9 protein-coding genes are annotated in these 13,372 nt (G+C 74.4%); 3 read left to right on the top strand and 6 right to left on the bottom strand.

Features of this window, described 5'->3' with window-relative positions:
• Positions 1 to 107: 107 nt before the first annotated feature.
• Together ACZ3ZE_RS29775 and ACZ3ZE_RS29770 are read right to left on the bottom strand one after the other, a co-directional pair.
• A complete protein-coding gene (locus tag ACZ3ZE_RS29775) occupies positions 108 to 2,867 on the bottom strand; it encodes a putative bifunctional diguanylate cyclase/phosphodiesterase (RefSeq protein WP_361175623.1) in 2,760 nt (919 codons plus the stop codon).
• 668 nt (positions 2,868 to 3,535) lie between these two features.
• The gene (locus ACZ3ZE_RS29770; protein ID WP_361175187.1) at positions 3,536 to 4,498 is read right to left on the bottom strand and encodes a 2-hydroxyacid dehydrogenase; all 963 of its coding nucleotides are present in this window, start codon (positions 4,496 to 4,498) and stop codon (positions 3,536 to 3,538) included.
• Positions 4,499 to 4,573: 75 nt separating this feature from the next.
• On the opposite strand from ACZ3ZE_RS29770, the gene ACZ3ZE_RS29765 reads away from it, so the two are divergent.
• From ACZ3ZE_RS29765 to ACZ3ZE_RS29755, 3 genes are all read left to right on the top strand, one after another.
• Positions 4,574 to 5,578: an aldo/keto reductase gene (locus ACZ3ZE_RS29765; RefSeq protein ID WP_467261444.1), complete on the top strand. Its 1,005-nt coding sequence runs from the start codon at positions 4,574 to 4,576 to the stop codon at positions 5,576 to 5,578.
• Positions 5,579 to 5,640: 62 nt separating this feature from the next.
• Positions 5,641 to 6,807, top strand: a complete 1,167-nt coding sequence (locus ACZ3ZE_RS29760) for a PQQ-dependent sugar dehydrogenase (RefSeq protein ID WP_361175193.1) — start codon at positions 5,641 to 5,643, stop codon at positions 6,805 to 6,807.
• A gap of 13 nt (positions 6,808 to 6,820) precedes the next feature.
• Positions 6,821 to 7,075: a DUF6191 domain-containing protein gene (locus ACZ3ZE_RS29755; RefSeq protein WP_467261442.1), complete on the top strand. Its 255-nt coding sequence runs from the start codon at positions 6,821 to 6,823 to the stop codon at positions 7,073 to 7,075.
• Positions 7,076 to 7,097: 22 nt separating this feature from the next.
• On the opposite strand, the gene ACZ3ZE_RS29750 is transcribed toward ACZ3ZE_RS29755, so the two are convergent.
• The 4 genes from ACZ3ZE_RS29750 to ACZ3ZE_RS29735 form a co-directional block, all read right to left on the bottom strand.
• Positions 7,098 to 10,169 (bottom strand): helix-turn-helix transcriptional regulator, encoded by a 3,072-nt coding sequence (locus ACZ3ZE_RS29750; RefSeq protein ID WP_467261440.1) that lies wholly within the window; start codon positions 10,167 to 10,169, stop codon positions 7,098 to 7,100.
• Between the two features lie 7 nt (positions 10,170 to 10,176).
• Positions 10,177 to 10,350: a hypothetical protein gene (locus ACZ3ZE_RS29745; protein WP_361175202.1), complete on the bottom strand. Its 174-nt coding sequence runs from the start codon at positions 10,348 to 10,350 to the stop codon at positions 10,177 to 10,179.
• Between the two features lie 134 nt (positions 10,351 to 10,484).
• Positions 10,485 to 11,042, bottom strand: a complete 558-nt coding sequence (locus tag ACZ3ZE_RS29740) for a GNAT family N-acetyltransferase (RefSeq protein ID WP_361175205.1) — start codon at positions 11,040 to 11,042, stop codon at positions 10,485 to 10,487.
• Complete coding sequence (locus tag ACZ3ZE_RS29735) at positions 11,020 to 13,314, bottom strand: MMPL family transporter (protein WP_361175207.1); 2,295 nt, start codon at positions 13,312 to 13,314, stop codon at positions 11,020 to 11,022. The genes ACZ3ZE_RS29740 and ACZ3ZE_RS29735 overlap by 23 nt, the downstream gene beginning before the upstream one ends.
• Positions 13,315 to 13,372 lie beyond the last annotated feature (58 nt).

Here is a 13,372-nt window from a genome sequence, read left to right as displayed (position 1 = left end):
GCGTTTACAGGCGGGCCTTCTCTGGCCCTGCCTCAGCCGACGCGCTTTCCAAGTACGAGAATTCGGGTGCGCATGGCACTGACCCTCTCCCCGACGCACAGTCACTGTCAAGTGGGTGGGACGGGCGTCTCAGTATGTGAGCGGATCGGGGGACGGTTTCCGACACTCACCGGGACGGGTCCGGGCAGCGGGTACTCGTCCCGCACCAGGGCCCGGCGCAGCCGGTACTCGTCCAGCGGGCCCGCGAAGGCCATGCCCTGACCATGGGTGCAGCCCATCGAGCGCAGGGCGAGCACCTGCTCGGGCACGTCCACCCCGTCGGCCACGGACTGCATCCCGAGGTCGCCGGCGATCCGCAGCAGCCCACTGGTGATCTTGCGCAGCCTGGCCGATTCCACGATGCCTTCGACCAGGCCCCGGTCCAGCTTCAGTATGTCGACGGGGAGGCGGCGCAGCGCGTTGATGGCGGCGTGTCCGCTGCCGAATCCGTCCAGGGCGATCTTCACGCCGAGGCGGCGCAGGGCGGCGAGGCGCTGCTCCAGCTCGTCGAAGTTGACCCGGGGGTCCCGGGGGTCGCTCTCGGCCAGCTCGATGATGAGGGAGCCGGAGGGCAGGCCGTGCCGGGTCAGCAGGGCCTCGACGGAGCCGAGCGGCAGCGAGCGGTCGAGCAGCCGGCGGGCGGAGAGCCGGATGGTGACCGGGGTGCGGTGTCCGATGCCGGCCCGTTCGGCGGCCTGCTCGACGGCTTCCTCGAGGAGCCAGCGGCCGAGTTCGGAGATGCGCTCGCTGCCGTCGGAGACGCGCAGGAACTCGGCCGGGGTGAAGAGGATGCCCTGGGCGGAGCGCCAGCGGGCCTGGGCGGCGACGGCGGTGATCCGGCCGGTGGCCAGGTCCACCACGGGCTGGTGCAGCAGCGCGAACTCGCCGTCGTGCAGCGCGGTGCGCAGCCGGGCGGCGAGCTCGGTGCGGCGGACGACCTCGGCCTGCATCTGCGGGGCGTAGAGCTCGACGCGGTTCTTGCCGGCGGCCTTGGCCCGGTACATCGCGAGGTCGGCGTTGCGCAGCAGGTCCCCGGCGCCCATGCCGGGCTCGGCGAAGGCGACGCCGATGGAGGCGGCGACCCGCACCTCGTTGACGGCGTCGACGCGGTACGGCTGGGAGAGCGTGACGCGCAGCCGGTCGGCGATCTCGTGCACCTGGCACTCGCGGGCGGCCCGGTCCCGGTTGCCGTCGCCGAGGATGAGCGCGGCGAACTCGTCGCCGCCGAGCCGGGCGGCGGTGTCCCCGGCCCGTACGGAGTCCTGGAGGCGGCGGGCGGCCTGCACGAGGAGCTCGTCGCCCGCCTGGTGGCCGAGGCGGTCGTTGACGCCCTTGAAGCCGTCGAGGTCGATGAAGAGCACGGCGGTGCCGGGGTCGGAGGCGCGGCGGCCGCCGAGGGCGCCCCGGACCCGCTCGGTGAACAGCGCCCGGTTGGGCAGGTCGGTGAGCGGGTCGTGCTCGGCGTTGTGCCGGAGCTGGGCCTGGAGGCGGACGCGGTCGGTGACGTCCCGGCTGTTGAAGATCAGGCCGCCCTGGTGCCGGTTGACGGTGGACTCGACGTTGAGCCAGTCGCCGCGGCCGGAGCGGAAGCGGCACTCGATCCGGGTGGTGGGCTCCTCGGAGGGCGGTGCGGCGAGGAAGCGGCGCACTTCGTGGACGACGCCGCCGAGGTCCTCGGGGTGGATGAGGGAGGCCAGCTCGGAGCCGATCAGCTCCTCCGCGTCGCGGCCGTACACCCCGGAGGCGGCGGGGCTGACGTAGCGGAGTATCCCGGTGGGCGCGGCGATCATGATGACGTCGCTGGAGCCCTGCACGAGGGACCTGAAGTGGTTCTCCTTCTGGGCCAGTTCGTGGGTGAGGGCGATGTTGTCGAGCAGCATGATGCCCTGCCGCAGGACCAGGGCGAGCGCGACCGTGCAGCCGGTGAGGACGACCACGCGGTCCACTCTGCGTCCCTCGACGACGTTGTACAGGATGCCGAGCGTGCAGACCGCGGCCGCGAGGTAGGGCGTGAGGGCGGCGAGCGACCCGGCGAGGGGGCGGCTGTGCGGATGCCGGGCGCGGGCGGCGGCCGGGTCCACGGTGCGGCGGGCGCCCCAGGGCGCGTAGGCGAGCAGCAGGGAGCCGGCGAACCAGCCGGCGTCGAGGATCTGGCCGGAGCTGTAGTGCTCGCGCAGCAGCGGCGAGGTGAACAGGGCGTCGCACAGCACGGTGAGCGCGAGGGCCGCGATGGCGGTGTTGATCGCCGAGCGGTTGATGTGGGAGCGGCGGAAGTGGAGGGCCAGCACCATGCTGACGAGGACGATGTCCAGGAGCGGGTACGCGAGGGAGAGCGCGGCGCGGGCGACGCTCTCGCCCTCGGCGGCCTCCACGCGCGCGGTGTGCGCGAGGGCGAGGCTCCAGGAGAGGGTGAGCAGGGATCCGCCGATGAGCCAGGCGTCGAGCGCGAGGCAGACCCAGCCGGCCCGGGTCACGGGTTTCTTGGCGAGGACGAGCAGGCCGACGATGGCGGGCGGCGCGAAGAGCAGGAAGCAGAGGTCGGCCAGCGAGGGGGTGGGCACCGCGCGGCGGAGGACGACCTCGTACCAGCCCCAGATGCCGTTGCCGACGGAGGCCATGAAGGACGAGAAGGCGAAGAGGAGCCACGCGGGGCGGAAGCTGCCGCGGTGACTGCGGGCGTACAGGAAGCAGGAGACGGCGGCGGCGAGCGCGGCGGCGCTCAGGCCGAAGTCGCCCATGACGAGGGCGAGTTCCACGGAGCCCCAGCCGAGGGCGGCGCCGGTGGCGTATCCCCCGCAGACCAGGCCGAGCCCGATCTGGGTGAGCACTCCCCCGGCTCCGGGCCCCTGGCGGCCCGGCCCCGGGGCGGTCCGGCCGGCGCCGGACCGGAGGCCGGCCCCGCCGCTCGCGGGCCGCTGCCGGACGAGTGTCCCGGGAGTGCTCACCGGGACCTCCGGGCCGTCGCCGGGGTGCCCGTGCGCGCCGGGCCCGCAGAGGCTGTCGGTCTGCGCGTCGGGGCGTGGCACGGCATGGCCGCAGGAGGCCGCGGGGTCCTCGGCACGGGGAGTGGCGGGGGTCCGGCCGGGTCCGGCACCGGTGTCCGGCGCGCGGTCGCCGCCCTGCGGCGGGGCCGGGTCGTCGCCCGTGCGGGGCACGGGGACGGCGGGGGTGTCGGTGCCGGTGACGGCGCGGCCGTCCCCGCCGGGGCCGGTCGCGGTGGGCCGGCCGGGGCCCGGTCGGTCCGGCAGGGCGGCTGTGGGGCACGGGTGGGCCGTCGGCCCCGCCGCGTCGGATCGTCGCTCGCTCGGCCGTGCTCCACCCGCCACCCCCCTCGGAATCTGATGATCCGTCACTTCGCTCCCCAGCGTCCGCCCGTTCTCGACGCAGTCCCCCGCTCCGGGACGATACACCAGGATCGTCACTCAGGGACAGGGTCGCAGTACTCTCCGTGACGAGCTGGGAGGCTCGCTCCCGGCGCGCTCCGGGGGCGCGCGTCTCAGGTGGTCAGGACCAGGTTCGCGAGCTCCTCCCCGGCCGCGAACCGGGTCAGCTGTGCGGCCAGCAGACGCTTGGCGCGCGGCATGAACGCCGAGGTGGAGCCGCCGACATGGGGACTGATGAGCACACCGGGGGCGTGCCACAGCGGGTGCCCGGCGGGCAGTGGCTCCGGGTCGGTGACGTCGAGCGCCGCGGTGATCCGGCCGCTCTCGGCCTCCTTCAGGAGGGCGGCGGTGTCCACCACGGGGCCGCGGGCCACGTTGACCAGCAGCGCTCCGTCCTTCATGCGGGCGAGGAACCCGGCGTCGGCGAGGTGCCGGGTGGCCGGAGTGAGCGGTGTGGAGAGCACGACCACGTCGGCTTCGGGCAGCAGCGCGGGCAGTTCGGTCATCGGGTGTACGGGACCGCGCTCGGTGGCACGTGCGGAGCGCGCGACGCGCACGACCCGCGCGCACTCGAAGGGGGCGAGCCGGTCCTCGATGGCGGCGCCGATCGAACCGTAACCGACGATCAGCACCGACTTGTCGGCGAGCGCCGGGTAGAAGCCGGCCCGCCACTCCTCCGCGTCCTGGCCGCGGACGAAGCCGGGGATGCCGCGCAGCGAGGCGAGGATCAGGGCGAGGGTGAGTTCGGCGGTGCTGGCCTCGTGGACGCCCTTGGCGTTGCACAGCCGGACGCCGGGGCGCAGCCGGTCGATCCCGGGCGTCACGTGGTCGATGCCGGCGGAGAGCGTCTGCACGGCGCGGACCGCGGTCATCCCGGCGAGCGGGCGCACCGCGATCTCCTCGCCCTTCATGTACGGGACGACGTAGAAGGCGCAGTGCGCGGGATCGGCCGGGAATTCCGGCCCGCCGTCCCAGAAACGGTAGTTCAGGCCCGACGCGCCCGGCGCGGGAAGTCCCTCGATCTCGTCCACGGGAATCGGAAGCCACACGTCAGCGGCGGTGTCATCGAACGTCATGACCGGGAGGCTATGCGAAGAATCCCGCGCGCGATTGGTTACTTTGGGGGGTGGCAGAGGGAGGGGTACCGGCAGGTGGAGCGCAGGACGATCGGGGCGGCGGCGCTCGATGTGGGTGCGGTGGGCCTCGGATGCATGCCGATGCACTGGGCGTACAGCGGTTCACAGCGGCGGGGCGACAGCTCGCTGCGGACGGTGCACGCGGCGCTGGACGCCGGGACCAGTCTGCTCGACACCGCCGACATGTACGGGCCGTTCACCAACGAGCTGTTGTTGGGGCGGGTGTTGAAGGAGCGCCGGGCGGACGTCTTCGTGTCGACGAAGTGCGGGCTGCTCGTCGGCGGCGACCAGCACATCGTGGCCAACGGGCGTCCCGGGTACGTGCGGAGGGCCTGCGACGCGTCGCTGCGGCGGCTCCAGACCGATGTCATCGACCTCTACCAGCTGCACCGGGCCGACCCGGAGGTGCCGGTCGAGGAGACCTGGGGCGCCATGGCCGAGCTGGTGCGCGCGGGCAAGGTGCGGGCGCTCGGGCTGTGCGCGGTGGGCGCGCGGGCGACCCGGCGGGGCCGGGCGGCCGGCGGCTATGAGGGAACGATCCGGCAGCTGGAGCGGATCCAGCAGGTCTTCCCCGTCGCGACGGTCGAGGCCGAACTCTCGGTCTGGGCGCCGGAGGCCCTGGAGCGGCTGCTGCCCTGGTGCGCGGCGCGGGGTGTGGGCTTCCTCGCCGCGATGCCGCTGGGCAGCGGCTATCTCACCGGGACGCTCACCCCGGGCGGCGGCTTCGAGGAGGACGACCTGCGCGCCCGGCATCCGCGCTTCACGGCCGAGATGATGGCGGCCAACCAGCCGGTGATCGCCGGCCTGCGCCGGGTCGCGGCCCGGCACGGCGACGGCGTCACCCCGGCGCAGGTGGCGCTGGCGTGGGTGCTGGGCCGCGGCCGGCACGTGGTGCCGATCCCGGGCGCGAAACGGGAGCGGTGGGCCGTGGAGAACGCGCGGGCGGCGGAGCTGGCCCTCGACGGGGCCGACCTGGCGGAGATCGCCGCGCTGCCGGCGGCGCGGGGGTCGTGGGACTGACGCGTCCGGCGGGTCCTGCGGTGTATCAAGGGGAGACACCGTCGCCGGAAGGGACCGGGATCATGGGCCGAGGTCGAGGTCGAGGCCGAACCGTCGTGGGAGGCGCGGCGGGGGTCGCCGTCGTGCTGGTGCTGACCGCCGGGTGCTCGTCGTCCGGCGGGAGCGCGGGAGGCGGGTCCGCACCGCCCTCCTCCGCACCGCCCTCCTCCGCACCGCCCTCCTCCGGCCCGGCCGCCTCGTCGGCGCCGGCGTCCCCGGGGGCGCCGCGTGTCGCGGGTGTGCTCACTGAGGGGCTGCGATCGCCGTGGGGGCTCGCCGAGCTGCCCGGCGGGGACCTGCTCGTCTCCTCGCGCGACGAGCGGACGGTCACCCGGGTCGACGCCCGGACCGGCCGGAAGACCGCGCTCGGCGTGGTGCCCGGGGTGGTGCCGGGCGGTGAGGGCGGACTGCTCGGGCTGGCCGTGCGGGACGGCTGGGTGTACGCCTACCTGACCTCGGCGACGGACAACCGGATCGTCCGCATGCGGTACGAGGGCGGGCCGGGCGACCGGCTCGGCGCCCCCGAGCCGGTGCTCACCGGCATCCCCAAGGGGGTGATCCACAACGGCGGGCGGATCGCCTTCGGGCCGGACGGGATGCTGTACGCCGGGACCGGCGAGACCGGGCGGACCGGGCTCGCCCAGGACCGGGGCTCGCTCGGCGGGAAGATCCTGCGGATGACCCCGGAGGGCCGCCCGGCGCCGGGCAACCCCTTCCCGGGCTCCGTGGTCTACTCGTACGGGCACCGGAACGTCCAGGGACTGGCCTGGGACCCGGCCGGGCGGCTGTGGGCGTCCGAGTTCGGGCAGGACACCTGGGACGAGCTGAACCTGATCGGGCCGGGGAAGAACTACGGCTGGCCGGTGGTGGAGGGCCGCGCGGGCCGGGCCGGGTACACGGACCCGGTCGCCCAGTGGCGGACCGCCGACGCCTCGCCCAGCGGGATCGCGTACGCGCGGGGGGCGGTCTGGATGGCCGGACTGCGGGGCGAGAGACTGTGGCGCGTCCCGCTCTCCGGAGCGGAACGTTCCGGGGAGCCCGAGGCGTTCCTGACGGGTGAGTACGGGCGGCTGCGCACGGTCCTGGCGACCGCGGGCGGCACCCGGCTCTGGCTCGTGACCAGTGAGACCGACACCCGGGGTACCCCCGGGCCCGGTGACGACAAGATCCTCCGGCTGGAGGTCGGTTAGGAAGGCGAGGCGGATGTTCAACCTGATGGAAGACCTGTTCGCGCCGGGCCGCAAGCACACCGACGACGAGCGGCAGCGGCTCGCCCTGACCAGGGAGGACATGGGCGACGCGGACCCGCACAAGGGCCCGATAGACCTCACCTCCGGCAAGGTCGTGATACGCCTGCCCGGCGCCGCCGAGGAGCCCTCCCCCGCGGCGGACGACCGGGAGACCGGCGACCGCGAGACCGGCGACCGGGAGGCCGGCGACCCGGGCGCGGCCTCCTAGGGGTCTGATCCGAAGGGCGGCCCTACGCGGTCGGCTCCAGGAGGCGCAGGCGGTGGGCCAGGGCGGCGGCCTCGCCGCGCCCGGCGACGCCCAGCTTGCCGAGGATGTTGGAGACGTGGACGCTCGCCGTCTTCGGTGAGATGAACAGCTCCTCGGCGATCTGGCGGTTGGTCCGCCCCTCGGCGACCAGCCGCAGCACGTCCTGCTCGCGCGGGGTGAGCCCGAAGGCGTCGGCGGCCTCGTCGGCCGGCTCCGGCTCCGCAGGGCCGCCGGCCCCTCCGGGGGCGTGCAGCGGGAGGCGGGCGCGGGCGGCGAGCAGCTCGACGTCCTCGCGCAGCGGATGCGCCCCGAGGCGTACGGCGGTGGCGTGGGCCTCGCGCATCAGGGCGGCGGCCTCCTCGCGCCGGCCTCCCTCGGCGAGCAGCGCGTCGGCGAGCCGGTGCCGGGCCCGGGCCAGCTCCTGCGGGCGGTCCAGCGGCGTGAACGCGGCGACGACCTCGGCCCAGCGTTCGACGGTGTCCCGGCCCTCGGCACGGGCCAGCTCGGCGGAGACCTGGAGCCCGTAGGCCTGCCACACGGGCGCCGGGGCGGCCAGCGACCGGACACACCGGCGTATCGCGTCCAGGGCGGCGGCGCGGCCCTCGGCGGCGGCCGGCAGTCCGCGGGCGTCGGCCTCGGCCGTGGCGGCGACGAGGACCAGCGGCCAGCCGTAGCGGTGGGTGCCGGCCGGGAAGCCGGCCCCGGCCACCGCGGCGAGCTCCGCGCGGACGTCGGCGAGGCGGCCCTCGGCGGCGGCGACGGCGGTCGTCAGGTGCGTCATGGGCAGTGTGTACTGCGGGATCGGGTCGCGGGTGCCGTAGCGGGCGGCGGCCTCGGCGAGGCGGGCGGCGGCCAGGGCGGGTTCGCCGCGCCCGACGGCGAGGTGGGCGAGCTGGAGCAGGGCGGTGCCGCCCGGCTTGGAGCCGGCGGCCCCGGTGCGCAGCAGCAGTTCGCACTCCTCCTGGACGCGGTCCCACTCGCCGAGCGCGAGGAGCGACTCGGCGAGGTTGGCGCGGATCCAGCCGGCGCTGTCGACCAGGCCGTGGGAGCGGGCCATGGCGATCCCGGTGGTGGCGACCTCGACGGCCTCGCGGGAGCGGCCGAGTCCCTCCAGGGCGGAGGAGATGTTCACGGCGGCGCGGGATGCCTCGTGGAACTGGCCGAGCGCCAGGGTCCGTTCGCCCACCTCGCGCATCTCGGCGAGCCCGTGCTCGGTGTCGCCGGCGGAGACCATGATGGTGCCGAGGGTGAGCCGGGCGGCGAGTTCGGTCCCCTCGGCCTTGACCAGGCGGGCGTACTCGACGGCCCGTTCGGCGGCGGCGAGGGCGTCGGCGCCCGGGTTGCGGAGCATGCCCCAGCCGGCGGCGAAGGCGAGCACCACGGCGTGGACGGCGGAGGGCGGCAGGCCGCGGACGAGTTCCTGGGCGCGGGCGATCTCGTCCCAGCCGTCGCCGCGGGCCAGGTTGGACTGGAGCCGGGCGCGCTCGACCCAGAACCAGGCGGAGCGCAGCGGGTCGGCGTCCTCGGCGTTGTCGAGCAGCCGGTGGGCCATCTTGCCGATCTTCAGGGCGCGTTCGCGTTCGCCGCAGAGCCGGGCGGCGACGGCGGCCTCGGCGAGCAGGTCGAGGTAGCTGAGCGGGGTGTCGGGGTCGCAGCCGCAGGACGGGTAGGCCTCGGCGTAGTCCATGGGGCGCAGGCCGCGGCGGATCTCGGCGGGGGCCTCGTCCCAGAGTTCCATGGCGCGTTCGAGGAGGCGCAGTTGCTCGGCGTAGGCGTAGCGCTTGCGGGTCTCGACGGAGGCGCGCAGGACGGCCGGCAGGGCGCGGGCGGCGTCGTGGGCGTGGTACCAGTACGTGGCGAGCCGGTTGGCGCGGGCGTCGGCGCGGACGAGGCCGGGGTCCTCCTCCAGGGCTTCGGCGTAGCGGCGGTTGAGCCGGGAGCGCTCGCCGGGCAGCAGGTCGTCGCTGACGGCCTCGCGGACGAGGGAGTGCCGGAAGCGGTAGCCGTCGCCGTCGGGCGCGGCGTGCAGGATGTTGGCGCCGACGGCGGCGCGCAGGGCCTCGATGAGTTCGTCCTCGGCGAGCCGGGCGACGGCGGCGAGCAGGTCGAACTCGACGGTGGAGCCGCCCTCGGCGACGACGCGGACGACGCGCTGGGCGTCGTCGGGCAGGGCCTCGACGCGGACCAGGAGGAGGTCGCGGAGGGATTCGCTGAGGGAGCCGAGGGCGGTGCCGCACGTGTGGGAGGCGATGAGCTCCTCGACGAAGAAGGCGTTGCCGTCGGAGCGTTCGAAGACCTCGTCGAGGACGACGGGGCTGGGTTCGGCGGCGAGGATGCCGGTGAGCTGGCGGTGCACCTCGGTGCGGGTGAAGCGGGCGAGTTCGATGCGCCGGACGGAGCGCAGCCGGTCCAGTTCGGCGAGGAGGGGGCGCAGCGGGTGGCGGCGGTGGATGTCGTCGGCGCGGTAGGTGGCGACGACCACGATGCGGCCGCGGTGCAGGGTGCGGAAGAGGTAGGCGAGGAGGTGCCGGGTGGAGGCGTCGGCCCAGTGCAGGTCCTCCAGGACGAGGACGACGGTGCGGTCGGCGGCGACGCGTTCCAGGAGCCGTACGGTCAGCTCGAAGAGGCGGGCGGTGGAGTCCTCGGCGGCCGGCTCGTGGTGGGTGACGTCGCCGAACTCGGGGAGGAGGCGGGCGAGTTCGCCCTCGTGTCCGCGGGCGGCGGCGGCCAGCTCCTCGGGGAGGCGCCGGTGCAGCGCGCGCAGGGCGGTGGAGAAGGGGGCGAAGGGCAGTCCGTCGGCGCCGATCTCGACGCAGCCGCCGAGGGCGACGACCGCGCCCTGGGTGCGGGCGAGTGCGGTGAACTCCTCGATGAGGCGGGTCTTTCCAACCCCGGCCTCACCCCCGAGGAGCAGGGCCTGGGGCTCTCCCGCGGTCGCGCGGGAGAGCGCCTCGGTGAGGGCGGTGAGTTCGCCGGACCGGCCGACGAACACGGGGCTCACTGACTTGTTCTCCACGGCGCCGAGCATCGCACAGACGTCCGCGTTCGCACCCATAAGGGGGTCACGCGGCCCGGGCGAAGCGGTCCTGGTCGCTGTTCACCCGCCCCTCGGGGTCCTGCTTCCGCGCCCGGCGGCGGCCGTTGGCGGTGCGGGCGGCCTCGTGGGCGAGACGCTCGGCGGCGGCCTCGCGGACGAGCTCGGCGTGGTGGATGCGGTGGAGTTCGTAGGCGAACATGGCGTGCTCCCTGAGGTTTCGTGCTCATCGCTCCTTGCGATGAGCACTACTTTCCTCGCCCAGGGGGTGCGGCCACATGGGGAGAGTGCCGCATGTTCGGCGTACGGGGGGCCTTAGGCGGCGCCTGAGGTGCCTTAGGAGGTCTTGGCCGCCCGCCATTCGTGGGCCAGGACGGACCACACCTCCATGTCGGCGCGCTTGCCGCGGTAGGGGTAGCTCTCCCGCAGGACGCCGTCGCGGCTCATGCCGAGGCGGCGGGCGACGGCGATGCTGGGGGCGTTCTCGGAGGAGACGTGCCACTCGACGCGGTGGATGCCGCGCTGCTCGATCGCCCAGTCGAGGATGGCCCGGCAGGCGCGGGTGACCAGGCCCCGGCCCGCGTACCCGGGCTCGACCCAGCAGCCGGCCTCGGCCATCCCGCTCTCGGTGTCGAAGATCCGGAACATGACGCCGCCGACCAGCTCGCCGTCGACGCGGATGCCGTAGAGCCGGCCGGCGTCGCGGGCGGTCTTGTCGGCGTACCCCTGGAGGTAGCGGCGGGCCGAGTCGAGGTCGGTGACGACGTCGGGCAGGCCGACGTGGGCGCCGATGAACTCCCGTCCCCGGTCCATGTGCGCGAGGAGTTCCTCGGCCTGCCAGGGCTCCAGCGGGGTCAGCTCGGCACCGTCGTCACCCAGCGATATCGCGAACATCGTCTTGCTCCTCGGCCTGCGGAACGGTCACTCGTTGCGCAGGGATCTTCGCACGCCCGGCGGCGGCGGCACCGGCGTCACGGGCATCGGCGACACCGGCGTCGGCGTCACGGGCGTCGGCGGCGGCCCGGCACTCGGGGGGCTCGATGCTGATCCGGGGCAGCCGACGGTCCAGCCAGCGGGGCAGCCACCAGTTCGCGCCGCCGAGCATGTGCATGAGGGCGGGTACGAGGAGGGTGCGCAGGACGAAGGCGTCGAGTGCGACGGCGGCGGCGAGCGCGATGCCGAACATGGCGATCACCCGGTCGCCGGAGAGAACGAAGGCGAGGAAGACGGAGATCATGATGACCGCCGCGGAGTTGATCACGCGGCTGGTCTCGGCGAGGCCGACCCGGACCGCCCGGCGGTTGTCGCCGGTCTCCAGCCACTCCTCGTACATCCGGCTGACCAGGAAGACCTGGTAGTCCATGGAGAGCCCGAAGAGCACCGACACCATGATCACGGGCAGGAAGGGCTCGATCGGCCCGGCGCTGCCGAGGCCCAGGAGTTCGCTGCCCCAGCCCCACTGGAAGATCGCGACGACGATGCCGAAGGCGGAGGCGACGGCGGCGACGTTCATCGCGGCGGCCTTGAGCGGGATGCCGATTGACCGGAAGGCGAGCAGCAGCAGGACGCAGCCGAGGGTGATGACGACGCCGACGAAGAGCGGCAGCTTGCCGACGATGATCTCGGCGAAGTCGTCGTACGAGGCGGTGACGCCGCCGACGTGGACCTGGAGCGAGGTGCCGTCGGCGGCGGCCGGCAGGACGTCGTCGCGGAGGCGGTCGACGAGCTCGCTGGTGGCCTTCGACTGGGGCGAGGAGTCGGGCACGACGGTGAGCACGGCGGTGTCGCCGCCGCTGTTGTACGTGACCGGGGAGACCGAGGCGACGCCCTTGGTGTGCGCGAGCGTGGCGGGCAGCTCGTTCATCGCCACCTTGGCGTCCGCGCCGTCGAGGGAGGCGACGAGGGTCAGCGGCCCGTTGACGCCGGGGCCGAAGCCGTCGGCGAGCAGGTCGTAGGCCTGCCGGGTGGTGGCGGTGGCGGGGTTGTTGCCCTGGTCGGAGGTGCCGAGGTGGAGGGAGAAGGTCGGCAGCGCGAGCACCAGCATGACGACGGCGGCGACCGCGCCGAGCAGCTTGGGGTGGCGCTCGACGAAGGCGGACCAGCGGGCGGCGAAGCCGGTGGGCAGCTCGGGCTGGGGGCCGTGTTCGGCGAGGTGGCGGCGTTCCCTGCGGCTGAGGGCGCGCATCCCGATGAGAGAGAGCAGCGCGGGCAGCAGGGTGACGGAGGCGGCGACCGTGAGCACGACGGTCAGGGAGGCGGCGATGGCGACGCCGTTGAGGAAGCTGAGCCGCAGGATGAGCATGCCGAGCAGGGCGATGCAGACGGTGGCGCCCGCGAAGACGACGGCGCGGCCGGTGGTGGCGACGGCGGTCCGGGCGGCCTCGGGCACGGACAGGCCGCGTTTGAGGCCCTTGCGGTGCCGGGTGACGATGAACAGCGCGTAGTCGATGCCGACGCCCAGGCCGATGAGCATGCCGAGCATCGGGGCGAAGTCGGCGACTGTCATGAGGTGCCCGAGGAGCACGATGCCGGAGTAGGCAGTGCCGACGCTGACCAGGGCGGTCGCGATGGGGAGCACGGAGGCGGCGAGCGAGCCGAAGGCGACGAAGAGGACGACCGCAGCGACGATCACGCCGACGGCCTCGGCGATGTGCCCGCCGGGGGCTTCGGTGAGGGCGACGGCGCTGCCGCCGAGCGCGACCTGGACGTCGGCGGTGGCGGCGGCCCTGGCGGTGTCGACGAGGGCCTGGGCCTCGCTCTTGGGGATGTCGTCGGCCTGCGCGTCGAAGGTGACGGTGGCGTAGGCGGTGCGCCCGTCCTCGCTGATCTGGCCCTGGGCGGGGCCGTACGGGGAGGCGACGGAGGCGATGCCGGGGAGTTCGGCGACCTGGTCGAGCATGGCGGTCATCCGCTGCTCGACTCCGGCGGCGCGGACGCTGCCGCGGTCGGTGTGCCAGACGATGGTGTCGCTGTCCCCGCCGGCGCCGTGGAAGCCCTGTTCGAGCAGGGCGGTGGCCCGGCCGGACTCGGTGCCGGGGACCTCGTAGTCGTTGGAGTACGCGCTGCCGGCGATCGCCGCTCCGGTCACGGTCCCGCCGAGGGCGAGGAGCCAGAGGAGAACGGCGACGAGGCGGTGCTTGATGCACCACCGTGCGATGGCTGCCAACGGACGCGCTCCCTGGGTGGATCGGTACTGGCCCCACTGTTACAGCCAAAAGTGATCG

This window comes from Streptomyces sp. NPDC023157 (assembly GCF_055560575.1).
This window is presented reverse-complemented; position numbering and strand designations above follow the sequence as displayed.